Source organism: Pseudomonas sp. S3_A03, from assembly GCF_054668275.1.
In genome coordinates, this window is sequence record NZ_CP162753.1 from 1116424 (window position 1) to 1142151 (window position 25728).

The 25728-nt window shown below is 62.9% G+C and carries 23 protein-coding genes and 2 pseudogenes; 12 read left to right on the forward strand and 13 right to left on the reverse strand.

Annotated features, from left to right (window positions below; translation table 11 throughout):
- Positions 1-191: 191 nt before the first annotated feature.
- Entirely contained in the window at positions 192-1430 is a 1239-nt protein-coding gene (locus tag AB4O25_RS04830; RefSeq protein ID WP_017530653.1) for an MgtC/SapB family protein, read from the forward strand.
- A 9-nt stretch (positions 1431-1439) separates the two neighbouring features.
- On the opposite strand, the gene AB4O25_RS04835 is transcribed toward AB4O25_RS04830, so the two are convergent.
- Genes AB4O25_RS04835 through AB4O25_RS04865 form a run of 7 tightly spaced genes read right to left on the reverse strand, consistent with a single transcriptional unit; the run spans position 1440 to position 7737 of the window.
- Entirely contained in the window at positions 1440-2813 is a 1374-nt protein-coding gene (locus tag AB4O25_RS04835) for a sensor histidine kinase (protein WP_017530654.1), read from the reverse strand.
- Entirely contained in the window at positions 2810-3472 is a 663-nt protein-coding gene (locus AB4O25_RS04840; protein WP_017530655.1) for a response regulator, read from the reverse strand. The genes AB4O25_RS04835 and AB4O25_RS04840 overlap by 4 nt, the downstream gene beginning before the upstream one ends.
- Before the next feature lie 11 nt (positions 3473-3483).
- Complete coding sequence (locus AB4O25_RS04845; RefSeq protein ID WP_460150583.1) at positions 3484-4128, reverse strand: tetratricopeptide repeat protein; 645 nt, start codon at positions 4126-4128, stop codon at positions 3484-3486.
- Positions 4125-4934 (reverse strand): SDR family oxidoreductase, encoded by an 810-nt coding sequence (locus AB4O25_RS04850; RefSeq protein WP_460150584.1) that lies wholly within the window; start codon positions 4932-4934, stop codon positions 4125-4127. The genes AB4O25_RS04845 and AB4O25_RS04850 overlap by 4 nt, the downstream gene beginning before the upstream one ends.
- The gene (locus AB4O25_RS04855; protein ID WP_017530658.1) at positions 4921-5595 is read right to left on the reverse strand and encodes a TenA family transcriptional regulator; all 675 of its coding nucleotides are present in this window, start codon (positions 5593-5595) and stop codon (positions 4921-4923) included. The genes AB4O25_RS04850 and AB4O25_RS04855 overlap by 14 nt, the downstream gene beginning before the upstream one ends.
- The gene (locus tag AB4O25_RS04860; protein ID WP_460150585.1) at positions 5592-7070 is read right to left on the reverse strand and encodes an AMP-binding protein; all 1479 of its coding nucleotides are present in this window, start codon (positions 7068-7070) and stop codon (positions 5592-5594) included. The genes AB4O25_RS04855 and AB4O25_RS04860 overlap by 4 nt, the downstream gene beginning before the upstream one ends.
- Complete coding sequence (locus AB4O25_RS04865) at positions 7060-7737, reverse strand: thermostable hemolysin (protein ID WP_460150586.1); 678 nt, start codon at positions 7735-7737, stop codon at positions 7060-7062. The genes AB4O25_RS04860 and AB4O25_RS04865 overlap by 11 nt, the downstream gene beginning before the upstream one ends.
- Before the next feature lie 182 nt (positions 7738-7919).
- Between AB4O25_RS04865 and AB4O25_RS04870 the strand changes: the two genes are divergently transcribed.
- The 6 genes from AB4O25_RS04870 to xylB all read left to right on the forward strand — a co-directional run bounded on the left by AB4O25_RS04870 (position 7920) and on the right by xylB (position 14606).
- Positions 7920-8462 (forward strand): cytochrome b, encoded by a 543-nt coding sequence (locus AB4O25_RS04870; protein ID WP_065879092.1) that lies wholly within the window; start codon positions 7920-7922, stop codon positions 8460-8462.
- Positions 8463-8627: 165 nt separating this feature from the next.
- Positions 8628-10160: a sugar ABC transporter ATP-binding protein gene (locus AB4O25_RS04875; protein WP_017530662.1), complete on the forward strand. Its 1533-nt coding sequence runs from the start codon at positions 8628-8630 to the stop codon at positions 10158-10160.
- Positions 10153-11139 (forward strand): ABC transporter permease subunit, encoded by a 987-nt coding sequence (locus AB4O25_RS04880; RefSeq protein ID WP_026067484.1) that lies wholly within the window; start codon positions 10153-10155, stop codon positions 11137-11139. The genes AB4O25_RS04875 and AB4O25_RS04880 overlap by 8 nt, the downstream gene beginning before the upstream one ends.
- 34 nt (positions 11140-11173) lie before the next feature.
- Positions 11174-12106 carry an ABC transporter substrate-binding protein gene (locus AB4O25_RS04885; RefSeq protein WP_065879090.1) on the forward strand — a complete coding sequence of 311 codons (933 nt, stop codon included), beginning with the start codon at positions 11174-11176 and terminating at the stop codon, positions 12104-12106.
- Between the two features lie 31 nt (positions 12107-12137).
- Positions 12138-13139 (forward strand): LacI family DNA-binding transcriptional regulator, encoded by a 1002-nt coding sequence (locus AB4O25_RS04890; RefSeq protein WP_065879089.1) that lies wholly within the window; start codon positions 12138-12140, stop codon positions 13137-13139.
- A 66-nt stretch (positions 13140-13205) separates the two neighbouring features.
- The gene (gene xylB, locus AB4O25_RS04895) at positions 13206-14606 is read left to right on the forward strand and encodes a xylulokinase (RefSeq protein WP_460150587.1); all 1401 of its coding nucleotides are present in this window, start codon (positions 13206-13208) and stop codon (positions 14604-14606) included.
- Between the two features lie 71 nt (positions 14607-14677).
- On the opposite strand, the gene AB4O25_RS04900 is transcribed toward xylB, so the two are convergent.
- On the reverse strand, positions 14678-15121 hold the full coding sequence (locus AB4O25_RS04900) for an Lrp/AsnC family transcriptional regulator (protein WP_460150588.1): 444 nt from the start codon (positions 15119-15121) through the stop codon (positions 14678-14680).
- Between the two features lie 109 nt (positions 15122-15230).
- Here AB4O25_RS04900 and AB4O25_RS04905 point away from each other — a divergent pair, with 109 nt between their 5' ends.
- The gene (locus tag AB4O25_RS04905) at positions 15231-16133 is read left to right on the forward strand and encodes a DMT family transporter (protein WP_065879086.1); all 903 of its coding nucleotides are present in this window, start codon (positions 15231-15233) and stop codon (positions 16131-16133) included.
- On the opposite strand, the gene AB4O25_RS04910 is transcribed toward AB4O25_RS04905, so the two are convergent.
- Both AB4O25_RS04910 and AB4O25_RS04915 read right to left on the reverse strand, forming a co-directional pair.
- Complete coding sequence (locus AB4O25_RS04910; RefSeq protein ID WP_460150589.1) at positions 16111-18090, reverse strand: peptidase U32 family protein; 1980 nt, start codon at positions 18088-18090, stop codon at positions 16111-16113. The two genes, AB4O25_RS04905 and AB4O25_RS04910, sit on opposite strands and share 23 nt — an antisense overlap.
- 68 nt (positions 18091-18158) lie before the next feature.
- The gene (locus AB4O25_RS04915) at positions 18159-18539 is read right to left on the reverse strand and encodes a RidA family protein (RefSeq protein WP_017530670.1); all 381 of its coding nucleotides are present in this window, start codon (positions 18537-18539) and stop codon (positions 18159-18161) included.
- A gap of 335 nt (positions 18540-18874) precedes the next feature.
- Between AB4O25_RS04915 and AB4O25_RS04920 the strand changes: the two are divergent.
- Positions 18875-19504 (forward strand): annotated as a pseudogene (locus AB4O25_RS04920) (PAS domain-containing protein); the annotation flags it as partial.
- 159 nt (positions 19505-19663) lie between these two features.
- Positions 19664-20140, forward strand: a pseudogene (locus tag AB4O25_RS04925) (methyl-accepting chemotaxis protein); the annotation flags it as partial.
- A gap of 64 nt (positions 20141-20204) precedes the next feature.
- Here AB4O25_RS04925 and AB4O25_RS04930 read toward each other — a convergent pair.
- Positions 20205-21095, reverse strand: coding sequence for an isocitrate lyase/PEP mutase family protein (locus tag AB4O25_RS04930; RefSeq protein WP_460150590.1), 891 nt, complete (start codon positions 21093-21095; stop codon positions 20205-20207).
- A 280-nt stretch (positions 21096-21375) separates the two neighbouring features.
- Here AB4O25_RS04930 and AB4O25_RS04935 point away from each other — a divergent pair, with 280 nt between their 5' ends.
- Positions 21376-22332, forward strand: a complete 957-nt coding sequence (locus AB4O25_RS04935) for an ABC transporter substrate-binding protein (protein ID WP_460150591.1) — start codon at positions 21376-21378, stop codon at positions 22330-22332.
- A 20-nt stretch (positions 22333-22352) separates the two neighbouring features.
- Entirely contained in the window at positions 22353-23687 is a 1335-nt protein-coding gene (locus AB4O25_RS04940) for an LLM class flavin-dependent oxidoreductase (protein WP_065879084.1), read from the forward strand.
- A gap of 5 nt (positions 23688-23692) precedes the next feature.
- On the opposite strand, the gene AB4O25_RS04945 is transcribed toward AB4O25_RS04940, so the two are convergent.
- Positions 23693-24931: a TIGR02270 family protein gene (locus AB4O25_RS04945; protein ID WP_017529823.1), complete on the reverse strand. Its 1239-nt coding sequence runs from the start codon at positions 24929-24931 to the stop codon at positions 23693-23695.
- Between the two features lie 45 nt (positions 24932-24976).
- Complete coding sequence (locus tag AB4O25_RS04950) at positions 24977-25699, reverse strand: hypothetical protein (protein WP_017529824.1); 723 nt, start codon at positions 25697-25699, stop codon at positions 24977-24979.
- Positions 25700-25728: the final 29 nt, after the last annotated feature.

Below are 25728 nucleotides of genomic sequence, written 5' to 3' on the forward strand. Positions count from 1 at the left end.
GACGCCTCTGGTTGATCATCGCCCCAGGCGCCTTGCCTGAATTGACCTGCATCAAGGGGCGCGCAGGGGGAGCGGCCGGGCGACGGTCGGTCGAGCGGTGCGGCGCGTCGTTGACCATGATCAACACGTATCGTGCCGTTGCGGTGCAGTCTGGTAACCCACCGCACACTTGCGCGTAATAGGGGCACAGCATGACGCAAACCCTGGGCATTGCCGGCGCCGCCGCGGCGCTGGGCATCGGCATGCTGGTGGGGCTGGAGCGTGAGCGCCATAAAGGCGAGGGCGAACACCGCGCGTTTGCCGGTTTGCGTACCTATTCCATCACCGGTTTGCTGGGCTATGTCACCCAACAAGTCGGCGGTGCGCTGTTGCTTGGGCTGATCGCGCTGTGCCTGGCCGTGCTGGTGAGTACGGCTTACTGGAAGCGTCAGGACAAAGACCCAGGCATCACCAGTGAAGTCGCCTTGTTGACTGTCCTGGTGCTGGGCGCTCTGTGTGCCGCGTCGCCTGCGCTGGCGACGGCGATTGGCGTGGTGATGGCCGGTTTGCTGGTCTACCGCCAGAAACTGCACGATTTCGCCCGCAGCCAATTGACCGATGCAGAAATGCGCGACGGCCTGTTGCTGCTGGTTGTGGCGTTGGTGGTGCTGCCATTGGCACCGGATCGATTTATCGGCCCTTACGAGGCGGTGAACCCGCGCACCATCTGCACGTTGACGGTGATGTTGATGGCAGTAGGCGCGGTGGGGCACGTGGCGGAACGCATTCTGGGCCCCCGTTACGGGTATGCCATCGGGGCCATCGCTTCGGGGTTTGCGTCCAGTACCGTGACCATCGCCGCCATGGGGCATAGGGCGCTCAAAGAGCCGGACCACCTGCGAACCCTGGCGGCAGCCGCCATTCTGTCGAACCTGGCAACGATGACCCAGGCCGCTTTGATTCTGGGCGCCGTGGAGCCTGCATTACTGCGCCAATTGGCCTGGCCGCTGCTGGCGGGCCTGGCTGCCACCGCACTGTATGCGCTGGGTGTGATGCTGCGAGCGCGCACCGCGCCCACCGGCCAGCCGGTTCAGGTTGGCGGCGCGTTCGACCTCAAGTTGGCCTTGATCATGGTGTTGACACTGACGGGCATTGGCGTTGTGTCGTCAGTGATGCTCTATCACTTCGGCCAAATGGGGGTCATTGTCAGCGCCACCCTGGCTGGCTTCGCCGATGCCCATGCCTCGACCGCCTCGATTGCAGCGCTGGCCAGCAGCGGCCAGTTGACGCTGGTTGCCGCGTCCACCCCCGTGTTGCTGGCCATCAGTTGCAACGCGTTGAGCAAATGTTTGGTGGCCTGGGTCACCGGCGGCCGGCGTTTTGCGGCCTACGTGATTCCTGGGCAGTTGCTGCTGACCGGGGCGATGTGGCTGGGAACCGTGGCCGCGTGACGGCTGCGCCTACGGCGCATCACCGGGGATCTCCAGGATGGCTCTGCAGCCTCCGGATGCCTGATTTTCCAGGTGTATCCGGCCCCCCAGACGTTGGGCGATGGTTTGCACGATGGTCAGGCCCAGGCCGGCGCCCTGGGCATTGCCGCGGCTGTAGAACCGTTCGAACAGCCGGTCGCGCTCGTTCTCGTCAATGCCGGGCCCCTGGTCGTCCACGGTCAGCGCGAAGCGGTTGGCGTGTTTGCGCAAGCCCACCGTGATTACGCCGTGCTCCGGTGAAAAGTTGGCCGCGTTGGTCACAAGGTTAGTCAGGGCGATATTGATCGCCACCGCATCGGTACTCGCGGCATAGGCGGCGGCGTCCACGTCGAACACCAGTTCAAGGCCTTTGCTCAGCAGCCAGGGTGTCAGTTGAATCAGCGTTTCGCGCACTGCCGCCGCCAGGTCGATGGCCTGCACAGGCAGATGCTCGTCGCTGGGCTCCAGGCGCGCCATGGTCAGCAACTGATTGACCAGGCGACTGGTGCGGTCGACGCCGCTGATCAAAAAGGCCAGGGATTCACGCCGTTCGGTCTCGGTACCGGCTTCCAGCAGGTTTTGCGCATGCACCCGCAGCACCGCCAGGGGCGTGCGCATTTCATGGGCGGCGTCGGCGATAAAGCGCCGTTCACGGCCGACCATGTCCTGGATTTGCGCCAGCATGCGGTTCAACGCCGCCTGCATCGGCTCCAGCTCCGTGGGCAGGGGTGTGAGTTGCATCGGCTCCAGGGAGCCGGAATGGCGGGCGCGCAGGGTGGCGGCCATATCGGCCAGAGGCTTGAGGCCCCAGCCGATGGCCAGCCACACCAATGCGGCCAGGATCAGGCTGCCCAACACGTTGGGCCACAGGGTATGGCGCACGATGCGGCCCACCAGGTCCGAGCGCACGTCGTCACGTTCACCCACCCAGATACGCAGGCCATTGTCCTTGTCCTTGAGCACGAAACCGCGCCATTGGCGACCGCTGACATCCTCGACGTTGCCGAACCCGGCAGTCTCGGGAGGCGCCGCAAGCGCTGGCGCGCTGCTGGTAAACACCAGGCGCTCGCCCTGGGGGTTCCATACTTGGAAGGCGATTTTGCTTTCGTAAGGATGCCCGTCCAGCTTAGGCACGGCGTTGCCCAAGGCCTTGTTAAACGCGCGATACAGCTCGGCCTGGTCTTTGCCGCCCAGCGGCATGCTCATCACGCCCTGCAACAGCCGCGCGTTCTGCGCCAATTGCGCGTCGTAGACTTCGGCGATTTCGTGGTTGCTGTCGTGCAGGTTGAGCCAACTGATCACCAGCAGGCCGGTCAGCATCAGGCCGATGATCAGGGTCAGGGTGCGCCGCCGGATCGAGGTCATCCACGCTCCTCCACCAGGTAGCCCACCCCGCGCACGGTGCGGATCAACTCGCTGGAAAATTTCTTGCGCAGGTGGTGAATATGCACCTCCAGGGTGTTGCTTTCCGCCTCTTCGTTCCAGCCGTAAAGCAACTGCATCAACTGATCGCGGGTCATCACGCGGCCGGGCGGGGAGAGCAGTTCGTGCAGCAACTGGTATTCCTTAGGGGTCAGCACCACCGGTTGGTTGTGGTAGGTGACCTGTTGCGTGCTGGGGTCCAGGCAGATGCCGGCGTGTTCGATCAGCACCCGCGCGCGCCCGGCACTGCGCCGCAGCAGCGCGCGCAGGCGGGCTTTGAGTTCCGACAGGTCGAAGGGTTTGATCAGGTAATCGTCGGCGCCGGCATCCAGCCCGGCGATGCGGTCTTCGGTGGCGTCCCGTGCAGTGAGGATCAACACCGGCACAACGGCGCCGCTGTCGCGCAGGCGGCGCAATACCTCCAGTCCGTCCATGCGTGGCAGGCCCAGGTCGAGCACCACCACATCGAAGGTTTCGCTGAGCAAGGCGTGCAAGGCACTGCCGCCGTCCTGCAGCCAGTCGACGGTGTAGCCCTCACGCACCAGCGCCTGCTGGATGCCTTCCCCCAGCGCCACATCATCCTCAATCAGTAATAGGCGCACATGGACTCCTGTCAGTTGAGTTTTTGATTGACCTGGGCCAACAGGTCGGTGATCTCTTTGCGGCGCCCGGCATCGGCAGTTTCGCGCCCCGGCCGTGGTGCGGCGAGCAGGGCCTTTTGCAGGGCGTCACGCGCTTCGGCGTAGCGCTTTTGCCGGTACAGGTGATCGCCCCAGAAGTACAGACTATCAATGCCCGTCGGGTTGAGTTGCAAGGCCTGTTTGAGCAACGCATCGGCCTTGTCCGCATCGCCAAAGCCGATGGGCCAGCCGGGCACGCGGTCGTACAGCGCCGCCAGGCTGGTATACGCCGAACCCTGCAGGGCCTTGGGATCCAGGGCCAGCGCTGTTTCGAGGTCGACCTTGGCCGCCTTGACCTTGCTCAATGCCCCAAGCCCGCCCTGGGCGCCGGCCCAACTGCTGGTGACGATACCGGACCAGATCCACGCTTCGGCGGCCTGGGGGCGCTGCGTGGTAAGCGCCGTGGTCTGGCTGGCGAGCTGTTCGAAGGCTTTGGAACGTTGTTCCTCAGGCAGGTTGTATTGGATGTGTGCCCAACGGGTCTGGATTTCGGTGAGGCGTTGCTGGTCGGCGGCGTCCATTGCCCAGGTCAGAGGGCTCAACAGGGTGAACAGCAGGGCGGCAAAAAGTCGTTTCATAGGATGGGGTCCTTATCGATAGGTGTGTGACTCAAGCGCCGAATCAGTGGCAGTTGTTTGCTCAAACTACGGTCCACCAGGTTTGGCAGCAGGCTGTTGAGGCGCACAAAGAAGCGCTCCGGCCAGCCCAGGTAGAGGTCGCGACGATCCTTGAGGATGGCCTGGATCACCGCCGAGGCGACGGTGTGCGGGTCGTCGACGTTGGACTTGAGCGCGTCGTTCAATGCCTGCGCCGCCGGGCTGTTCATGCGCGTACGCGTCGCCCGTGGCGCTACGTACAACACGCCCACGCGGGTGTCGGCCAGCTCGCGGCGCAGGGCTTCGGAAAACCCGCGCAGTGCAAACTTGGTGGCACAGTAGGTGGCGTAGCCGGGGTAACCGATGGAGCCGTAGGTGGAGCCCACATTGACCACCATGGCGCTCGGCGCGAGCTTGAGTTGCGGCAGCAACAGCTTGGTCAGGCAGATCGGCGCGGTGATGTTCAACGCCAGCATGCCGCTGATTTCGCTGTCGTCCAGTTGCTCAAGCATCGCGAAGTGGTTGATCCCGGCGGTGTTGATCAGCAGGTTGACACCACCGATGGCATCGGCCGCCGCCAGCACCTTGCGCCGGTCGGCGAGGAAGGTCAGGTCGGCACTCACCCAGCACAGCTGCTGCGGATACTGCGCGAGCAACACCTCCAAAGGGGCGCGATGACGTGCCACCGCCAGCACCTGGGCGCCACTGGCACACAGCACGGCGGCAATCGCCAGGCCGATCCCGCCACTGGCGCCGGTCAGCACCACGCGCGCGTCAGACAGGCGCATGTTGCGTCTCCGTGATGCGCGGCAGGGTGCGGAACATGTCGGTGTAGAGCGCATAGACCACCCTTGACGCGTGGATCACGGCGGCCTGGTCGGCCGGGTCATCCAGTCGGTTCATCAAGCCGCGATAGGTCTGCATATGGCCAATGTCCAGCGAACCGTGGGAGCTAAGGTAGCTGAACGCCGTTTCCGGCAGATGCAGGCGCTCGCGAATGCTCCCGGCCGCATGGGTGGCGAGGGCGATGCTGGTGCCTTCCAGCACATTGACCATGCCGAACAGACCGACCGGATTGTCACGGGAGATCAGGTCATACAGGTAGCTGACCATCAGCTCGATGGGCAAACCGGGGCGGCCCTCACGCACCGCGTGGGCGTCGCCACCGCAGGCGGCAATGTCATTGAGCACCCACTGCTCGTGGCCGTACTCCTCCTCAATGTATTCGCAGACCGCCTTGCGCAGCCACTCCAGGCGCGACGGCAGGCGAGCGCCGCAGGCCATCATCAGGGGCACGGTATGGCGAACGTGGTAATAGGCCTGGGCCAGGAAGGCGCGGTAGCTTTCCAGGCTGACCTTGCCCTCCAGCGCATCGCGGATGATGGGCAGGCTGAACAGGGCCTGGCGTTCGTGCTGGGTGGCATCTTGGAGCGTATCGAAAAAGTTCACGATGACATTTCCTCGTTCAAGGCAGGGGCAAGCAGGGTTTGGTAGCGGGCGACGATGGCGTCGCGCCGTGGGCGGCCATTGGCGGTGAGCAAGCCGTTGGCGGCGCTGAACGGTTGATCCAGACGCGTCCACCGGTGCACGTGCGCGTAGTCGGGCAGGCCGCTGTTGGCCGCGTCCACGGCCGCCTGCAGCTGTGCCTCGGTGCAATCGGCGCGCAGTGGCCAAAGCAGGGCGTGGTTGTGCGGCTGGGCCTCGCCGTAGACAAAGGCCTGCGCAATCACGCCGCTCTGGGTCAGTTCGGCTTCGATCCAGTCCGGGTTGACGTTGCGCCCGTAACTGGTGACGAATTGATGCTTTTTGCGGCCCTTGAGGTAAAGAAACCCATCGGCATCAAAGGCGCCGAGGTCGCCGCTGGGCCACCACTCTCCGGGCGCTTCGGCCTGACCCAGGTAGCCGAGCAGGGTTGAGCCCTTGATCAGCACTTCACCGTCCTCGGCCAGGCGGATCTCAACGTGGGGCAAGGGTTTGCCGACGCTGCCCGGGCGCTGCGCCTCGGGACGATTGAGGCTCACCACCGAAGCGCATTCCGACAGCCCGTAGCCTTCGTAGACCGGCAAGCCGAGTTGTCCGGCGCGGTGCAGCAACGCCTTGGACACCCGCGCGCCGCCAACCGCAGCAAAGCGCAGGCCGTGGGGGCTGAACGCCTTCTGTTCGGCGGCAATCACCAGCATCAGCAGCAATTGCGGGACCAGAATCAGGCTGTGGGGCTGGCGCAGCGCCAGGCAACCGAGCAACTGTGCAGCGTCCACCGCACTGGCGCCCTGGATGCCCAGGCTTTTTTGACTCGGCACACTCAAGGTGGCACCGGCATACAGCGCGGCGTAGCACCCCAGGTTTTCCAGGAGGATGGCGATGGGCAGCAGCGCCAGGTGATGGCGTGGATCACTGGCATGACTGGCCTGGTGCAACTCACGCGCGACCCGCAGCACGCTGTCGGCGCTCAGGCACACCCCTTTGGGCGTGCCGGTGGTGCCGGAGGTAAAGGTCAGCTTGGCGGTGCCAGACGGCATTGACGGCCGACCTTCAAACGCGCGGCACCAGAACTCGCCGGTTTTGCGATACCCGCCAGCGTGCAACTCAGCGTCCAAATGAGGCTCGGCGATCACCCGCTCGGCGTGGCTTTGTTCCAGGCAATGGGCACGCTGGGCTGGGCTGAAAAACGGTGGCAAGGTCAGGCAGGTCAGGCCTTCAAACAAAATCGCCAAGTCCCACAAGATGGCGTCGACGCCGTTGTCCAGGGCCAGGGCCACCACCTTGACCCCCTCATCGCGAAGGCGTTCCTGGCGGTAGGTAACTTCGGCAAACAGCGCGGTGTAATTGATTTTCAGCGTGTCGCCCCACAGGGCGACAGTGCCGTCGTTGCGTTCGGCATAGCCACGCAGTACAGCATGGAAACGACGGGTTTCAGGCGACATGGCTAGTGTCCTCTAGAAGCGTGGGCAACCCCAGGCGTGAAAACAGGCCCACATTGCGCAAATGAACGAAGCCGGCGCGGATATTGCCGACGTGCACCCAGGGCTGGCTCTCGTAATAACTGCCCCAGTGATGGCGCTCGTCGCCCAGGCGCTGCGGGTCGGCGGCGCACAGGGTGACGGGCTTCAAACCCAGACGGTGGAAGCTATTGACCAGACCGACGTTGCCGGTGAACGCCACCCACTCCAGGCCCGCCATGGCCAGCAGCCAGGTAATGGCGATGATGCTCAGGCGCGCGCTGCCGGTATCGCTGGCCGCCAGATTGCCCACTTCGGCAATGGCGCTGCGCTCCACCGCGCGTTCGGCGGCAGCGCTGATCAGTGGCTCGATCGAATGATCCAGGTAGCGCTCCAAAAACAGCGGTTCGGCCCCCGCCAGGTGGACCCCGGCGACGGCGCACAGCTCGCCGCCGACCTGGCTGACGCCGAACAATTGCGGCATGAAGTGCCGGATATCGGCGCCGTGGGCCAGGCGAAAACGTTGCTGGATAAACGCCTCGAAGGCCGCACGTTCACGGTCATGGGGCAGGGCGCGGGCAAGTTGCAGGGTGGTGCTGTCGGGCTGGCCGAACAGCAGCGGCAAGGGGATGTTCCAATCGATCCGGGGCATGGGTGGTGTGCCTCCCAAGTGAAGTTGGGAGGAGTATCAGCGGCGTTTCTTAACGAAGTCTGAAGGTGGGAAAAGTCAGCGGTATTGTCGATCTTCAGACTGCCTTAAGACTGTGCAGGCAGGTTGGCGCCGACTTTCCCAGGCCGGACACGGCCTCTACTTCCGCACAAGGTTGCCCTTTCATGAGCGAACATCTGCTGACCCAGCGCTACACACGTCTGTCGATGACCCTGCACTGGCTGATGCTGGCGCTGTTTGTCGGCGTCTACGCCTGTATCGAACTCAAGGGCCTGTTGCCTCGAGGGCACGCGCTCAAGGGGCTGTTGCTGGGCGGCCATGCGCTGTTTGGTCTCGGCATCTTCGCGCTGGTATGGCTGCGTCTGCTGGGCCGCCTCGCGCCGCGCCCGGCCATTTTGCCGCGCCCACCGGCCTGGCAGACCGTCGTGGCGCACCTGATGCACCTGGCGCTGTACGCACTGATGATCGGCACGCCGTTGCTGGCATGGCTGATGCTCAACGCCGCGGGCAAGCCGGTGCCGTATTTCGAATGGGCGCTGCCGTCGCTGGTGGCTGTAGACCCGGACCACGCCAAGCAACTCAAGCACTGGCATGAGTGGCTGGGCAGTACCGGCTACTGGCTGATTGGCCTGCACGCGGCCGCTGGGTTGTTCCACCATTACTGGGTGCGGGATAACACCCTGACGCGAATGCTGCCAAAACGTTAGAAATGCGAAAGTTACGCTTATAGCGCTGGGTGAAACGTTTCTTCTAGCGACAAACGGGCGACGCAAGCGCTTGCGTAAGCAAATGTATCTGATTAGAGTCGGTGGCAATCGGCTCTGATTCAAAGGGAGCCGACCTACAAAAATAATAAATCCAGGAGCTCACCCATGAGCCTTGAACCCTTGCTCGAGATGCAGGGCATCAGCAAAACCTTCAATGGGTTGCGCGTGCTTAAAAGCGTCGGCCTGAAGGTCTACCCCGGCGAAATCCACGCCTTGATGGGGGAGAACGGCGCCGGCAAATCGACGCTGATGAAAATCCTCTCCGGGGCCTACCAGGCCGATCCCGGCGGCGAAATCCGCATCGGTGGCCAAGCCATCGCCACCTATAACCCCGCCACCGCCAAAGCCCTCGGCATCGCCGTGATCTATCAGGAATTGAGCCTGTGCCCGAACCTGAGTGTGGCCGAGAACATCTACCTGGGCCGTGAACTGCGGCGCGGCTGGACCATCGACCGCAAGGGCATGCAGGACGGTTGCAAGGAGGTGCTGCAACGCTTGGGCGCGGAATTCACCGCGGCGACCAAAGTCAGCAGCCTGTCGATTGCCGAGCGTCAGTTGGTGGAAATCGCCCGCGCCCTGCATGCCCACGCCAGGATCCTGGTGATGGACGAACCCACCACACCGCTGTCGTCCCGCGAGACCGACCGGCTGTTTGCGCTGATCAAACAACTGCGCGGCCAGGGCCTGGCGATTATCTATATCAGCCACCGCATGGCCGAGATCTATGAGTTGTCCGACCGGGTTTCGGTGCTGCGTGACGGCCAGTACATCGGCGAGTTGACCCGCGACGCGTTGTCGGCCGAGGTGCTGGTGAAAATGATGGTGGGCCGCGACCTGTCCGGTTTCTATAAAAAGGAACACGCCGCCTACAACCCCGGCAACGTAGTGATGCGTGTGCGGGACATGGCCGACGGCAAGCGCGTGCGCAACTGCAGCTTTGATTTGCACGGCGGTGAAGTGCTGGGCATCGCCGGCCTGGTGGGGGCAGGGCGCACGGAGTTGGCGCGGCTGATCTTCGCCGCCGACCCGCGTACCAGCGGCACCCTGGAAGTGGTGGGCAAGACCGTCACCCAACTGCGCACCCCGGCCGATGCGATCCGCGCCGGCGTGGTGTACCTCACCGAAGACCGCAAGGCCCAGGGCCTGTTTTTGGACATGAGCGTGGCCGACAACATCAACGTCTGCGCCTGTGTGCCGGATGCGCGTGCCGGCGGCGTGCTCGACCTTGGCCACGCGGCGCAACGCGCGAATGAGGCGATCAAATCGCTGTCGATCCGCGTGGCGTCGGGCAAGGTCAATGTGGGCGCGTTGTCCGGCGGCAACCAGCAGAAGGTGTTGCTGGCGCGGCTGCTGGAGGTCAAGCCGCATGTGCTGATCCTCGACGAACCCACGCGGGGCGTGGACATCGGCTCCAAGTCCGAGATCTACCGCATCATCAATCAACTGGCCCAGGCCGGTGTCGGCATTGTGGTGATCTCCAGCGAGCTGCCGGAGATCATCGGCACCTGCGACCGGGTGCTGATCATGCGCGAAGGCCAATTGGTGGCCGAAGTGGGCGGGGCCTCGGGCCACGCTATTTCCCAGGAACGTATTATTGACCTCGCCACCGGTGGCGATCAGGTGGTTGCCAATGGCTGATTCGATGATTGCAACAAAACAAACAATAGGCAGGGCAGAGCGCGCACGTGAACTGATGCGCACAGTGGGCATGTTGCCGGTGCTGGTGTTGTTGCTGGTGGGCTTTGCCCTGGCCAGCGAAAACTTCCTGACCATGCAGAACCTGTCGATCATTACCCAGCAGGCTTCGGTCAACGTGGTGCTGGCGGCGGGCATGACCTTTGTGATCCTCACGGCGGGCATCGACCTGTCGGTGGGGGCCATCCTGGCGGCGTCCGCGGTGGTCGCGTTGCAGGCGTCGATGTCGCCGCAGTTCGGCATGTTCGGGATCGCCGCCGGGATTGGCTTTGGCCTGTTGCTGGGCTTGGTCAACGGCGGGTTGATCGCCTTTATGCGGCTGCCGCCGTTTATCGTCACCCTCGGCGCCCTTACCGCCATGCGTGGCTTGGCGCGCCTGTTGGCCGACGACAAGACCGTGTTCAACCCTGACCTGCCGTTCGCCTTTATCGGCAACGACTCGATTCTGGGGGTGCCGTGGCTGGTGGTGATCGCGGTGGCGGTGGTGGCGCTGTCGTGGTTCATCCTGCGGCGCACGGTGATGGGCGTGCAGATCTATTCGGTGGGCGGCAACCCGGAAGCGGCGCGGCTGTCGGGCATCAAGGTGTGGAAGGTGCTGTTGTTCGTCTACGCCATGTCCGGTGCATTGGCCGGGCTCGGCGCGGTGATGAGCGCCTCGCGCCTGTTCGCCGCCAATGGCCTGCAATTGGGACAATCCTATGAGCTGGATGCGATTGCCGCGGTGATCCTCGGCGGCACCAGCTTTACCGGCGGCGTCGGCACCATCGGCGGCACGCTGATCGGCGCGCTGATTATCGCGGTGCTCACCAATGGCCTGGTGCTGCTGGGGGTGTCGGATATCTGGCAGTACATCATCAAGGGCATCGTGATCATTGGCGCGGTGGCGCTGGATCGTTATCGCCAGTCCGGTGCGCGCACCTGAGTTCACTCCTACAACAATCACAAGAGAGACCCGCATGAACTTCAAACGCATATTTCCCGTTGTTGCTTTGGCTGCCCTGATGTCCCAAGCCGTCGAAGCGCGTGAACTCAAGGCCCTTGGCATCAGCATGGGCTCGCTCGGCAACCCGTATTTCGTGACGCTGGCCGACGGTGCAACCGCTCGCGCCAAAGAGCTGAATCCCAACGTCAAGGTCACTTCAGTGTCCGCCGACTATGACTTGAGCAAGCAGTTTTCGCAGATCGACAACTTCATCTCGTCCAAGGTCGACCTGATCCTGATCAATGCCGTCGACCCGTCCGCCATGGCCTCGGCGATCAAGAAAGCGCGGGACGCCGGTATCGTGGTGGTGGCCGTGGATGTGGACGCCAAGGGCGTGAACGCCACGGTGCAGACCGACAACGTGGAAGCCGGCAAGCTGGCCTGCCAGTTCCTGGTGGACAAACTCTCGGGCAAAGGCAATGTGATTATCCAGAACGGCCCGCAGGTGACCGCCGTGACCGACCGTGTCAAAGGCTGTAAAGCCGCGCTGGCCGGGGCGCCGGAGATCAAGGTGCTGTCCGACGACCAGGACGGCAAGGGTTCGCGTGAAGGCGGCTTGAACGTGATGCAGGGTTACCTCACGCGCTTCCCGAAAATCGACGGTCTGTTCGCGATCAACGACCCGCAGGCCATCGGCAGCGACCTGGCGGCCAAGCAGCTCAAGCGCAGCGGTATCATCATTACCTCGGTAGACGGTGCGCCGGATATCGAGAACGCCCTGAAGACCGATACGCAGATCCAGGCCTCCGCCAGCCAGGACCCGTGGGCCATGGCCCAGACCGCAGTGAGCGTGGGCAACGACCTGCTCAACGACAAAGCCCCAGCCGAAGCGGTGACCCTGCTGACGCCAAAACTGATCACCCGCGACAACGTCGGCACGTACAGCGGCTGGTCGAGCAAGCATTGATCCCGCTGCGTTGACAGAGAGGAGCAGCGCCATGGTCACCATGGACGACGTGGCAAGCCGGGCGGGGGTGTCGACGTCGACCGTGTCCCATGTGCTGAACGGCACCCGCAAAGTCAGCCCGGCTACGGTGCTGGCGGTGCAGCAGGCGATCCAGGCGTTGGGGTACATTCCCAATACCCTGGCGCGCTCGCTGGCCCGTTCCAGCACCAACACCATCGGCGTGGCGATCTCGGCGCTGTCCAACCACTACTTCAGCGAAACCGTGCACGCGATTGAAACCGAGTGCGCCAAACACGGTTACATGATGCTGTTTGTCGACACCCATGACGACCCGGAGCAAGAGCTGAGGGTGGTCACGGCGCTGCATCATCGGCGGGTCGACGGCATTGTGCTGGCGCCGTCGAACGGCTCATTGGCCTTGGAATATCTGCGGGCCAACGAGATTCCGGCGGTGTTGGTGGATCGGATGATGAGCGAGCAGTTCGATCAGGTCGGGGTGGAGAATATCCAGCCCACCCAGGCCCTGATTGAGCACCTGATTGCTCACGGGCATCGACGTATCGGGTTTATCGCCGGGCGCGGCGGGTTCAGCACCACCGATGAGCGGGTGGCCGGTTATCGCGCGGCGTTGCAGGCGCAGGGACTGGCGTTCGACGCGCAGTTGCTGGTCAACGGCGGCTCCAATACCGAACCGGCACGCCAGGCCACGGTGCAGCTGTTGGGGCTGGCATCGCCACCCACCGCGATCATGGCCGGTAATAACCTGATGACACTCGGCGCGATGCATGCCCTGCGAGACGCGCACATTGAGGTGCCGGGGCAGATGGCCCTGGTGGGGTTTGATGATTTTGAATGGGCCGATTTCTTCGTGCCGCGCCTCAGCCTGATCGCACAGCCGGTCAAGGCGCTGGGGGCGCGCGCCGTCGACCTGTTGCTGCACCGCATGGCATCGCCCGACGCGCCGCCGCAAAGCGTGCGCCTGGCACCGACCCTGCAATTACGTAACTCCTGTGGCTGTTCGAAATTGGAATAACACGTCTATGAACTGTCCTGTTTCCTTGGCATTGACCTGGGTACCTCCGAACTCAAAGCCATCCTCATGGGCCTGGATGGAACCGTGCTGGCGCACACCGGCGTGCGCTTGAGCGTGTCGCGGCGCCATAGCGGCTGGTCCGAGCAGGCACCGGAAGACTGGTGGCAGGCCTGTCTGCAGGCGCTGGAGCAATTGCGCGGCCATGAAGCGTTTGCCCGCGTGGCGTGTATCGGCCTGTCCGGGCAAATGCACGGTGCGGTGTTATTGGGCGCTGACGACCGCGTGCTGTACCCGGCGATTCTGTGGGACGACTCGCGCGCCGTCGCCGAGGCCGAACAGTTGGGGCCTGAATTGGCCGAAGTGACCGGCAGCCTGCCCATGGCCGGGCTCACCGCGCCCAAGCTGCTGTGGCTGCAACGCCATGAGCCGGAGGTGTTCAACGCCCTCGACTGCGTGCTCTCGCCCAAGGATTACCTGCGCTTGCGGCTGTGTGGCGAACGCATCAGCGAGATGTCGGACGCCGCCGGCACGCTGTGGCTGGATGTGGCGCGGCGCGACTGGTTCACGCCCATGGTGCGCGCTACCGGCCTTGAACCCGCGCAGTTGCCCAGGTTGGTGGAGGGCGGTGCGGCGAGTGCCGAGGTTACCCTGAACGGGTTGGGTTTACCCGCCAAAGTGGTGATTGCCGGCGGTGGCGGTGACAACCCGGTAGCCGCCGTGGGCATCGGTGCAATCAATGCCGGTGATGGTTTCATCACCCTGGGCACCAGCGCGGCGATTGTGGCGATTACCGACCACGCCGCCGGCAACCCGGCGAGTGCGGTGCACAGCTTCTGCCATGCGTTGCCCGACCGCTGGTACACCATGGGGGCCATGCTCGCCGGTGCCAGTTGCCTGCGTTGGGTCACACGGCTCACGGGCACGGCCGATGAACAGGCGCTGCTGGAGCAGGTGCAGGCGCAGTTGCCGATCGGCCAACCCGTGCCGCTGGGCACACCGCTGTTCTTGCCCTACCTGGCCGGGGAGCGCACGCCGCATAACGATCCCCTGTTGCGGGGCGGCTTTATGAACCTGGGGCATGACTGCACCCCGGCGATGCTCGGGTATGCGGTGATGGAAGGCGTGGGTTTCGGCCTGCTGGATGCACTGCGCGCGGTGCAATCGGCCGGTGCCGACGTGACAGCCTGCGCCCTGGTAGGCGGCGGTGCCCGCAGCGGGTACTGGGCGCAGTTGTTGGCCAATATCCTCCAGCGAGACATTTTTACCTTGCACGGCAGCGAATTGAGCGCGTGCATCGGCGCGGCGAAGCTGGGGTTTATGGCGATTGGGCAAGGCGCGGAGTTGCTGGCGGCGGGCATGCCGGTCAAGGCGCGGTATCAGCCAGACCTGACGCAGCAGCCGGTGTTGGCGGCGCGCTATCGCAAGTTCCAGGGGTTGCTGAGCGCCGCAAAGAGCCTTCACGACTAACCACCGGTGGTAGCCTCAATGCCGCTCAGCTAAACGCAAGCCCCCTCCCACAGAAGCCGGTTTGTTCCCGTTCAGTCGCTGGCCAGCGGCGGCAATCGCCGTTTTACCGGGGTTTTCTTGACGATGGCGGTGTTGGTTTCGGCGTAGGCATTGAGCCGGTCGAGCAGGCTGTCGAGGTGGTCCATGGTGCGCACATGCAAACGCGCGATGAAGCAGTCGTCGCCCGTCACCTTGTCGCATTCAGTGAACTCGGGAATCGCCTGGATCTGGCGTTCCACTTCCTGCAATTTTCCCGGCAGGGGGCGGATGCGCACGATGGCTTGCAGCAGGTAGCCGAAGTGACTGGGGTCGATATCGACGGTGTAGTGGGTCAACACGCCGCGTTCTTCCAGGCGGCGCAGGCGCTCGCCCACGCTGGGCGAAGACAGCCCGGTGATCCCCGCAAGCGCCTTGAGGGACAAACGTGAGTCGTCCATCAAGGCGGCGATCAGTTGTTGGTCGGTGGTGTCGATCATGGGATTGGCCTAATAAGAAAAGGTGATTTAAACGTTTTGCCTTTTTTAGTCGCTGGAGCCGCTGCCGAACAGATTGCCATAATTGAGCCTCACTTGAGGAGCATCAATCATGGATTCATCCATCCGTCGCGGTTCGTGGGAAATGGTCGCCGCCATGCTGATTTCCGGCACCATTGGCTGGTGTGTGCTGGTGTCGGGCGTGTCGGTGATCGAGGTGGTTTTCTGGCGCTGCGTGATCGGTGGGCTGACGCTGCTGATCGTGTGCGCGTTGCTGGGCTACCTGCGCCTGGACTTGCTCAGTTGGGCCAAGCTTGGGTTGGCGATGCTCAGTGGCGTGGCCATTGTCGGCAACTGGTTGCTGTTGTTTGAATCGTACTCGCGCGCGTCCATCGCCATCAGCACGGCGGTGTATAACGTGCAGCCGTTCATATTGGTGATGCTGGCGGCGCTGTTGCTGGGTGAAAAAATCACCGTGCAGAAGCTGGCGTGGCTGAGTGTGGCGTTTCTCGGGATGCTGGCGATTGTCACCGCCCATGGCGAGCAGCAGAGCGGGGGCGGGGATTACCTGACGGGGATTGCGCTGGCCTTGGGGGCGGCGTTTCTGTATGCGCTGGCGGCGCTGATCATCAAGCGCTTGAAGGAAGTACCGCCGCACTTGATGGCGCTGATCCAGGTGGTCACCGGCGCGTTGCTGCTGGCGCCGCTGGTGCCGTGGAACAGCCTGCCGGCGGCGGGCAATGCCTGGGCGGCATTGGTCACGCTGGGGGTGGTGCATACCGGTTTGATGTATGTGTTGCTGTACGGCGCGATCCAGAAACTGCCGACGGCCATCACCGGCGCGCTGTCGTTCATCTACCCGATTGCCGCGATCCTGGTGGACTGGGTTGCCTTCGGCCATCGCCTGGGCTGGCTGCAATGGCTGGGGGTGGCGGCGATTCTGCTGGCGGCGGCGGGGTTGCAGCGGGGCTGGTGGTGGCCCCGCTCGAACGTCAGTGCGTACCCTGGAAGATGATGTTTTGCGGGTTGAAGTGCTCCACGGCGCTGCCCGGCTGCGGCAACCCAAGGATATGCCCCTTGATCTTGCCCACCACGTGCATCTCGCACGGTTTGCAATCGAACTTCAGCGTCAGTACCTCGTCGCCGTGGATCAACTGCATCGGTGCCACCTTGGTCTTCACCCCGGTCACACCCTTGGCCTGTTTAGGGCACAGGTTGAACGAGAAACGCAGGCAGTGCTTGGTGATCATCACCGGCACTTCGCCGGTTTCTTCATGGGCTTCGAACGCCGCGTCGATCAGCTTGACGCCGTGACGATAGTAGAAGTCGCGGGCCTTCTGGTTGTAGACGTTGGCCAGGAACGACAGATGCGCTTCCGGGTACACCGGCGGCGGCGTGGTCTCGGCCTTGCGCCCGCCACGCGGATGCGCTTTGACGCGGGCGGCGGTCAACGCTTCGATCACTTCGCGACGCAGCGCCTTGAGCTGCGAGTTGGGAATGAAGAACGCCTGTGGCGCATCCAGCTCGGTGCGGGTGGCGTGGTACTCGGTGGTGCCGAGCTGGCCAAGCAGATCACGCAGGGTATCCAGCGCCTGTTCAGGCTTGTTGGCCACGCCGAACGGGCCGGGCAGGGCGACGCTGGCACTGATGCCTTCTTCGCTGGTCGCCGTGATTTCCAGCTGGTCTTCACGCAGGCGCGCTACCCACGCCAGGCCGATGCGGCGCTCGGCGGAGGTCTTGAGCAGCGCCTGTTGCCAGTTGTGATCCAGGTTGCGGTTGAGCGGGTGATGCGGGCGCAGTTGGTGCAGGCCTGCGGGCATTTCGTTCGGCTCGACGCGGTAGCGGTAGCGCTTCTGGCCGTCTTCTTCGAATTCACCTTTGGCTTCTGCAATGTTGGCGCGAAAACCCACGACTTCACGCTTGACCAGCACGTTCAAGCCATCGCCGTTGGACAGCGGCTCATGGGTGACCACTTGCAGGTCGCGCTTGCCGGCTTTTTCCACGGTACCCACCGGCAGGCCGGTAAAGGTCGGGGTGTCGAACGCGCCGATGTCGATCTTGCGGTCGGTGACGAAGTAGTCGGTGCTGCCCCGGTGGAAGGTTTTTTCCGGATCGGGCAGGAAGAAATGCGCGGTACGGCCGCTGGACGCACGGGCCAGGTCCGGGCGGTCTTCGAGGACGTCGTCGAGGCGCTGGCGGTAATAGGCGGTGATGTTTTTCACATAGCCCATGTCCTTGTAGCGGCCTTCGATCTTGAACGAACGCACGCCGGCTTCGACCAAGGCGCGGATGTTGGCGCTCTGGTTGTTGTCCTTCATCGACAGCAAGTGTTTTTCAAAGGCCACGACGCGGCCCTGGTCGTCTTTCAAGGTGTATGGCAGGCGGCAGGCCTGGGAGCAGTCGCCACGGTTGGCGCTGCGGCCGTTTTGCGCGTGGGAGATGTTGCACTGCCCGGAGAACGCCACGCACAGGGCACCGTGGATAAAGAATTCGATGGCGGCATCGGTCTCGTCGGCGATGGCGCGGATCTCTTGCAGGTTCAGCTCACGGGCCAACACCAGCTGGGAGAAGCCGGCCTGATCGAGGAACTTGGCCCGGCCCAGGGTACGAATGTCGGTCTGGGTGCTGGCGTGTAGCTCGATGGGCGGAATATCCAGCTCCATGACACCGAGGTCTTGCACGATCAACGCGTCGACACCGGCGTCGTAGAGCTGATGGATCAGCTTGCGCGCGGCTTCCAGTTCGTTGTCATGCAGGATGGTGTTGATGGTGGTGAATACGCGCGCATGGTAACGACGCGCGAATTCGACCAGTTGGGCGATGTCGCTCACCTCGTTACAGGCGTTATGGCGCGCGCCGAAGCTCGGGCCGCCAATGTAGATGGCATCGGCGCCATGCAGGATGGCCTCGCGGGCAATGGCGACATCGCGGGCAGGGCTGAGCAGTTCCAGGTGATGCTTGGGCAAGGACATAGTTTTTAGTCAGGCTTGTCACGGTTGAGGCGCGCATTGTAGCTGTGAAATGCCTGACCGGCATCAACTCAGGCCTTGGCCGCCATCGCGGTGACTTCCACCCGCATGCCTTCCACCGCCAGCGCAGCCACGCCAACCGCCGCACGCACGGGCCAGGGCTTGGCGAAGAAGCGTTTGTAGACTTCATTGAAGGCGGCGCGATCAGCCATGTCGGTCAGATAAATGGTCAGGTGCATGACCCGGTCCATGGTGCTGCCGGCCTTTTCCAAGGCAACTTTGAGCGCTTGCAGGGTGCATTCGCTTTGCAGGGTGATATCGCCCAGCTCCAGGCTGCCGTCGGCGCGGGTCGGGATCTGGGTGGAGACCAGGATGCCGTTGAAGCCGATCACGTCGCTGGAAATGGAGTCGGCATCAGGATCGGGGGTGTAGGACAGGTCGTGGTTGGCCATGGGCGCCTCTCATTGGCAGGAACGGAAAGGCGCCATGGTCCCCGAAAATAACCGCAGGGGCAAACCGCGGCTTATGCCCAGCAGCGGCTGGCGTCGCTTGCGCAGCCGCAGAAATCGCCTTGAACACCCACTTCAATCACGGTTATTTGACGCCAGAAAATAAACCGTAAAATCCCGTAAAGTCCCGTATTCCGACGCCGATAGCCCTATAAGAAATAGGTTCTTTGCGCGGCTGAGGGTACGTCATGTTCAACACAACACTCAAAACAGAACTGGCGGCCAGGACGGCCGAAGTCACCGAATACAAAGGACTGATATCGGCACTCGGACGCTCCATGGCCGTGGTCGAATTTGACCTCAATGGCAAGGTGCTGAGCGCCAACGACAACTTCCTGAAAACACTGGGCTACAGCCGCGACCAGTTGGCCGGCAAGTCCCACCGTGACTTCTGTTTGCCGGCGCTGACCAGCAGCCCGGCCTACGGTCAGTTCTGGAGTGAGCTGAAGGCCGGCAAGTTTGTGTCGGGTACGTTCAAGCGCGTCGATTCCCATGGCCGCACGGTGTGGCTGGAAGCCAGCTACAACCCGGTGCTGGATGAACGAGGCCAGGTGTTGAAGGTGGTCAAGTACGCCCTCGACGTCACCGCCAAAGTCGAGCAGGAAGCCGCAACCCGCAGCAAGTTGACCGCGCTTGACCGCGCCATGGCGGTAATTGAATTCGACTTGAACGGCCAAGTGTTGGATGCCAATGACAACTTCCTGAACGTGATGGGCTATTCGCTGGCCGAGCTCAAAGGCAAACATCACCGCATGTTTTGCGAGCCGGCGCTGATCAACAGCAGTGAGTATTCGGACTTCTGGCGCCGCTTGAACAACGGCGAATTTTTCACCGGGCAATTCAAGCGCATCGGTAAACATGCGCGCGTGGTGTGGCTGGAAGCCAGTTACAACCCGGTCTATGACGGCGACGGCAAGCTGCTCAAAGTGGTCAAGTTCGCCAGCGACATCACCGAACGCGTGGAAAAATTCGAGGAAGACTCACGCGGCGCCTCGCGGGCCTACCATATTTCATCCGAAACCGAGCGTTTCGCCGAGCACGGTACCCAGGTGATCCATGAAACCGCCACGGAAATGCGCCGCATTGCCGAGAATATCGGCGCCTCGGCGCGTCTGGTTGGCCAGTTGGGTGATCGCTCCGAACAGATCACGGCCATCGTCAACACCATTCGTGGCATCGCCGACCAGACCAACCTGTTGGCGCTCAACGCGGCCATCGAGGCGGCGCGGGCGGGTGACCAGGGGCGTGGTTTTGCGGTGGTCGCCGATGAAGTGCGGCAACTGGCCGGGCGCACCAGCCGTTCTACCGCGGAAATTGCCGAGATGATCGGCATGATCCTCTCGGAAACCCGCGACGCGGTCGCCAGCATGAGCGCCACCCAGGAGGGCGCGCAGCGCGGTGTCAACCTTGCGGATCAGGCGGGATCGGTGATCCTGCAGATCCGCACCAGCACCAGCGACGCGGTGCAGGCGGTGAGCATGTTCGCGTCGAAGCTCGATGAGTCCGAGGTTATTCCCAAGACGGCGGTCGGTTGGGTTGGCTAAGCCGGCAAGCCAAGCGGCTTGAGGAAGAGGGGCAGAGTGATTCTGCCCTCGCTTCACGCAGGGTTTACTCTTTTACATCCATGAACTCTTCGGCCCAGGCCACATAGCTTTCCGGCAAGGTGTAGGTGTGGGTCAGCTCGGTAGCGCTCAGGTTCGAAGTGCTATGGGTCAACTGACGCTGGGCACGCAGGCTGTCATAGGTGGCCTTGATCGCCGCGAAGTAAGCGCCATGGCCCGCGACCACCACGCGTACGCCCAGGTCTGCCAGGCGCTGGGCGTCATGGAGTTTGGGGTTGCCATAGGTCACCAGCATCAGCGGCACGGTGAGCTTTTCTGCGATCTTCTCCAGATGCTCGAAATCGCTGACACCCACCATGCAAATCCCATCGGCGCCAGCTTGCTGATACGCCAAGGTGCGCTCGATCACCGCCTCGGTCGGCAGCACGCCTGCGTGAGTACGGGCAATGATCGACAGCTCTGAATCGACGCGCGCTTCCAAGGCCGCCCGGACTTTGCCGATGCCTTCCTCAACCGAAATCAAGTCGGTGGATTTGCGCCCGAATTGCGCCGGCAGCAAGGTGTCTTCAATCGTCAGCGCGGCCACACCGGCACGTTCCAGCTCTTCGACGGTGCGCATCACGTTGAGGGCGTTGCCGTAGCCGTGGTCGGCGTCGGCGATAAAGGGCAGTTGCGCCACACGACCGATTCGGGTGGCCTGCTCAACGAACTCACTCAGTGTGATCAGCGCAAAATCGGGCGCCGCCAATACCTGCAACGAGGCAACAGAGCCGCCCAGGATGCCCACCTCGAAACCCAGGTCGGCGGCGATACGCGCGGACATCGGGTCGAATACGGAGGCGGTTTCAACGCACGCAGGCGTTGCAAGCAGTTCACGGAAGTTGCGGCGCAACGCTGAGTGAGATTTTTGGACATGTTCTTTCCTGGCTCTGGTCATCGTCGAGTGACGATCAATGTCTATTCGTGGTGGCGCGAGATTACCACGCAGGCGAACCGGGGATTATGACGTTTGAGCATGAGGCATGCGGCTGGCACATGGAGCCGACGGGGCTAAAAATACGCTTATGACATTATTATAGAATTACGTTATGCATTATCAGTATTTTACATGCCCGACGCCCGGCCCCATCGTATGCGGCTGACTACCCCTTTGAACAGTGCCGAGACCGTACGCGCGGATCGACTTGAACTGCCTGACAAGGCATCTGGAGACGAGCGTGCGTTACCTGACAAAACTCGCGGCCGGGTTGGCCGGCCTGCTGCTGTGCCTGAGCGCGACCGCGCAAACACTGGTGGTGGGCGATCAAAGCTACAACGCCCAGGCCGTGATGGAAGCCGCAGGCGTACTGGACGATCTGCCTTATACCCTTGAATGGAAGCAATTCACCGCAGGCTCGCCGGTGGCCGAGGCACTCAACGTCGGCAGCCTCGACATCGGCTTGCTGGGGGATGCGCCGGTGCTGTTTTTGGGGGCTTTAGGTGCACCGATCAAGGTGATCGCCGTCAGCCGGCAAAACCTCGACGGCGTGGCCATCCTGGTAAAAAAGGACTCGTCGATCCACAGCCTCGCGGACCTTGCAGGCAAGCGTGCGGCGATCTGGAAAGGCTCCTGGAGCCAGCAGTTGTTGCTGACCGCGCTGGATAAGGCGGGCGTGCGCCCAGACGCGTTGGAACTGCGCTATCTCAGCGCGCTGGATGCCTCCCATGCATTGGAAGGTGGGTCGGTGGACGTGATCGCGACGTGGGAGCCTTACGTCACCCAACAGGAACGCCAAGGCGCGCGGGTTCTCGCGACGGCTGAAGGGCTGATTCCCGCCCAGAGTTTCATTGCGGCCAACGCCAAGGCCATCGACACCAAACGTGCGCCCATCAGCGATTTTCTTCAGCGCCTGAAGAAAGCGCGCGACTGGGCTCGCCAGCATCCCGCCAACACAGACGCTTATGCCGATGCCTGGGCCAAACGCACCCGGGCGGATGCCGAGATTGCACGTGTCTGGTTTGCCCGGGCACGCACAACGGTCGAGCCGCTGACAGCCCAGTCTCCTGTAGAGGCACAAAAAACCGTGGACTTTTTTGCCGGCCAAGGGCTGGTCAAGCCTTATGCGGCGGCCAGTTTATTCGACGATTCATTCGCCGCGTCCTTGCAACCCGTCGTCGCCAAGCCCCAGCCCTGAACACCGAGGAATGCCCCCACATGATGAAAAGACAACTGAAACTCGGGGCCTTGACGATGGGCTGCGGCGGGCCAGGCCGCCACAATCTGTGGCTTGACCCTCAACTGCCGGCCGATGCCAGCGTTAACGTTGACTGGTATATCGACATCGCGCGCCAGGCCGAAGCGGCATTGTTCGACCTGGTGTTTATTGTCGACAGCCAGTTCATCACGCCGGGATCGCCGTCGCACTACCTGAACCGGCTCGAACCGCTGACACTGTTGTCCGCGCTGGCGGTCAGCACCCGCCATATAGGCTTGGTCGGTACGCTGACCACCTCGTATAACTCGCCGTATAACGTCGCGCGGCGTCTGGCCTCTCTGGATCTGATCAGCAAGGGCCGCGCCGGCTGGAACGTGGTGACCAGCGGAGATGCGGGCACGGCGGGCAATTACAGCCGCGACGAGCATTATGATTACGACACGCGCTACGGCCGTGCCGCCGAACACGTTCAGGTGGTGCAAGGGTTATGGAACTCTTATGAGGACGATGCGTTCGTGCGCGACCGTGCCACGGGGCAGTTTTTCGACCCGAGCAAGCTGCATAGCCTGAACCACCGGGGCGAGCACTTTTCGGTGGTGGGCCCGCTGAATATCCAGCGCTCACCCCAAGGCCAGCCGGTGATATTCCAGGCCGGTGATTCAGCGCAAGGTCGCGACCTGGGCGCCGCCACGGCCGATGTGATCTTCACCCACGCCGCCAGCATCGAGCAGGGCCAGGCTTTCTACCGGGAGGTAAAGGGCAGGGCAGTGCAGCTTGGTCGCGACCCGGAACAACTGCTGGTTATGCCGGGCGCGGAAATCTACGTCGGCGACACGGACGAGCATGCGCGGGAAATCGAGCAGCATTACCATCAGGCCGATCACAGCTTTGAACTGGCGCTGAAGGAGTTCGGGCGTAATTTCGGCTGGCATGACTTCAGCCAGTACGACCTCGACGCAGCGTTTCCCCAGCAGAGCCTGGAGGCCGCCCGCAGCAGCTTTTTTACCGCCGCCAAGCGCATTGCAGACCAGGCTCGCGAGAAAGGCTTCACGTTGCGCCAGGCGGTTGAATTCGGTCGACAACTGCGTCCGGGCGCCTTCGTGGGGTCGGCGGACACGGTCGCGCAGAAAATGGCGGATTGGTTCGAGGCGCGGGCGGTGGATGGCTTCAACGTTTACATTGGGCACCCGGAACAATTCAATCGCTTTACTGAACAGGTCATACCGTTGTTACAAGCGCGTGGCGTGTATCGCACGGCGTATGAAGGAACGACGTTGCGCGAGAGCTTGGGGCTGGACATTCCCAGGTTCAAGCGCAACGGGTTGCCGAATTGAGCCGGTTACCCCAGCCACTTTTTTTGCCGCCTGACGGGAGCGCTAATGGGCAAAAGCACATCGGTTGGCCGAAAGCGCGCGATGCCACAGGCGGCGGCGATGCGCTGGCGTTGCAGGCCATGGGCAAGCGCTTGCTTGAAACCGCTTTCGCTTTGAGGCAACCCCACTATGTAGCCGACGCCTGCCTGGAATTCGCCTCCATGGGCCTGCCACCAGCGGCTGATTGACTGCGGGTCGGGCCAGGGCAGGTTCTCATCGGGGTCCATGACGACATTGGGGTCCTCGGCGTTGTCGTTCGGCCCCGCGTCGAAATCCGGCAGTTGCTGCAGCTCCAGATTGAGCAGCGCCAGGTCCACGCCGGTCATCAGGCTGAAGGCTTCGCCGGCGACACGGGCATACGGCGGGTCGCTCATCTGCTGTATCAGCCACGGCACGCCGACGGGATCGCCCAGCAGCCCAATGGCCTGGATGCCGATGCGGCGCTGGGCAGGGTTCTGTAGCAACTGGTGTATCCAGGCGACGCTGTGCTCCCGATGTTGCCAGGCCAACAGGACGCAGAGCGCACGGTACTGGAACGCACCCGGTTGCTCGGCGAAGGGGCGCAGTGGCTCCAGGGCGTATTCATCGCCCAGCTGTGCGGTGGCCCAATTGACCCAGAAGCGCGTTGCTGCATCTTGATGTAGACGGTGCGAACGAAGGGTCGGCATCAGGTCATGCCGGCGCAGTTCGCCGGCGGTACGGGCCGCGCGTGCCAGCACGCCGGGGTCGGCTTGCGAAAGCTCCGCGAGCAGCGCTGCGCCGGGATCGCGACGATGCATACCACAGGCAGCAAGGCCGAGGCGACGGAACAGGGGCTTTGGGGAGGCGAGCATGCGGTCGATCCAGGGCGCGACCCATTCCCAGTCGAGCCACCCCAGGGCCATCAGATAACCACGCTCGGTTTCCACCGCGTTTCTCACGTGTTCGCTGAGCTGCGACAACCCATCGGTGTGGTGTGTCTCGAAGGCCAGGACCACGCCGGCAAACAGCTCGCCAACCGTGTGGGGGCCGAGTTGGGCCAGCACGGTTTCCAGGCCTGCGGGGCCGGCGATACGCAGGCCATCGAGATGAGCGTCGATACGGTCTTCCAGTTTGCCGAGGTCGTCCAGGTCGTAATGTGGCGCGCGTAACGCGTAATCACGCAGGACAGCGAGGAAGCTGGCTTCTTCGGCATGCAGGTCAAGGACGACGGGCAGTGTGTTCATCAGTCCCGGGCCCCGATGCAACAAGGGCAGGGCAGGCGCGTCGGGTTAGTCAATTTGCAGGCACCGTGTCCAGTTTGAACCGTCGAACTGCATGACATCCTTGGGCCCGATGGACCACATGATGCCGTCGGCCGCGCTCAGGTGATAACAGGTTCGCGGCACGTCGTCGCCGAAGTCGACGGGCTTGAGTTTGTCGCCTTCGAGCCGGTAGACGAAATGGGTGGACGACACATAAACCTGCCCATCGAACACTTCCATGCCCCAGAGGTCTTCGTCGGTGCTGTCATGTTCGATCATTTCCCATTGTTCATTGCGCCCCCGAAGCAAGGTGCCGAGTTGGCCGCAGGCGTAGACGTAGCCATCCGGCGCGCAGCGGACCTTGTAGAGCGCAAGGTTGGTCGGGCTGTTCTGCTGGGTGAAGAGGTCGCCGTCGTACCGCCAGATTTCGCCTTCCCAGCCGACGGTATAGATTTCCTGTTCGCTGAAACCATCGATGGATTCGAAGCTGGTGTCGGTGATCGGGGTGTCACCGACCTGGGCGCTCTGGTCGATGCAACGCCATTGGTCTTCGCCCTCGCGAACATAGGCTTGTCGGCAGGCGCCTACGGCGTAGGCTCGGCCTTTGGCGATGCCACGGATTTCACGCAGGGGGCCGCGTTTTTTGGGGTCTGTGCCGCAGCTGGCGATGGATTCTTCTATGACCGTGCCGCCGCCACTGGCTTCTACCGATCCATCGGTGCCCAGAGCCAGATATCGTTCGATCGGCACGTGGCAGACGGTTCCGGAACAGGCAAGCC

Bases quoted from the DNA above. Each gene is read 5' to 3' on its own strand.
- xylB (WP_460150587.1), top strand. From the start codon at position 13,206: ATGGGCCTGGATGGAACCGTGCTGGCGCACACCGGCGTGCGCTTGAGC.
- AB4O25_RS04875 (WP_017530662.1), top strand. From the start codon at position 8,628: ATGAGCCTTGAACCCTTGCTCGAGATGCAGGGCATCAGCAAAACCTTC.
- AB4O25_RS04830 (WP_017530653.1), top strand. From the start codon at position 192: ATGACGCAAACCCTGGGCATTGCCGGCGCCGCCGCGGCGCTGGGCATC.
- AB4O25_RS04880 (WP_026067484.1), top strand. From the start codon at position 10,153: ATGGCTGATTCGATGATTGCAACAAAACAAACAATAGGCAGGGCAGAG.
- AB4O25_RS04890 (WP_065879089.1), top strand. From the start codon at position 12,138: ATGGTCACCATGGACGACGTGGCAAGCCGGGCGGGGGTGTCGACGTCG.
- AB4O25_RS04835 (WP_017530654.1), bottom strand. From the start codon at position 2,813: ATGACCTCGATCCGGCGGCGCACCCTGACCCTGATCATCGGCCTGATG.
- AB4O25_RS04865 (WP_460150586.1), bottom strand. From the start codon at position 7,737: ATGCCCCGGATCGATTGGAACATCCCCTTGCCGCTGCTGTTCGGCCAG.
- AB4O25_RS04945 (WP_017529823.1), bottom strand. From the start codon at position 24,931: ATGAACACACTGCCCGTCGTCCTTGACCTGCATGCCGAAGAAGCCAGC.
- AB4O25_RS04905 (WP_065879086.1), top strand. From the start codon at position 15,231: ATGGATTCATCCATCCGTCGCGGTTCGTGGGAAATGGTCGCCGCCATG.
- AB4O25_RS04930 (WP_460150590.1), bottom strand. From the start codon at position 21,095: ATGACCAGAGCCAGGAAAGAACATGTCCAAAAATCTCACTCAGCGTTG.
- AB4O25_RS04940 (WP_065879084.1), top strand. From the start codon at position 22,353: ATGATGAAAAGACAACTGAAACTCGGGGCCTTGACGATGGGCTGCGGC.
- AB4O25_RS04915 (WP_017530670.1), bottom strand. From the start codon at position 18,539: ATGGCCAACCACGACCTGTCCTACACCCCCGATCCTGATGCCGACTCC.
- AB4O25_RS04850 (WP_460150584.1), bottom strand. From the start codon at position 4,934: ATGCGCCTGTCTGACGCGCGCGTGGTGCTGACCGGCGCCAGTGGCGGG.
- AB4O25_RS04910 (WP_460150589.1), bottom strand. From the start codon at position 18,090: ATGTCCTTGCCCAAGCATCACCTGGAACTGCTCAGCCCTGCCCGCGAT.
- AB4O25_RS04885 (WP_065879090.1), top strand. From the start codon at position 11,174: ATGAACTTCAAACGCATATTTCCCGTTGTTGCTTTGGCTGCCCTGATG.
- AB4O25_RS04860 (WP_460150585.1), bottom strand. From the start codon at position 7,070: ATGTCGCCTGAAACCCGTCGTTTCCATGCTGTACTGCGTGGCTATGCC.
- AB4O25_RS04845 (WP_460150583.1), bottom strand. From the start codon at position 4,128: ATGAAACGACTTTTTGCCGCCCTGCTGTTCACCCTGTTGAGCCCTCTG.
- AB4O25_RS04870 (WP_065879092.1), top strand. From the start codon at position 7,920: ATGAGCGAACATCTGCTGACCCAGCGCTACACACGTCTGTCGATGACC.
- AB4O25_RS04900 (WP_460150588.1), bottom strand. From the start codon at position 15,121: ATGATCGACACCACCGACCAACAACTGATCGCCGCCTTGATGGACGAC.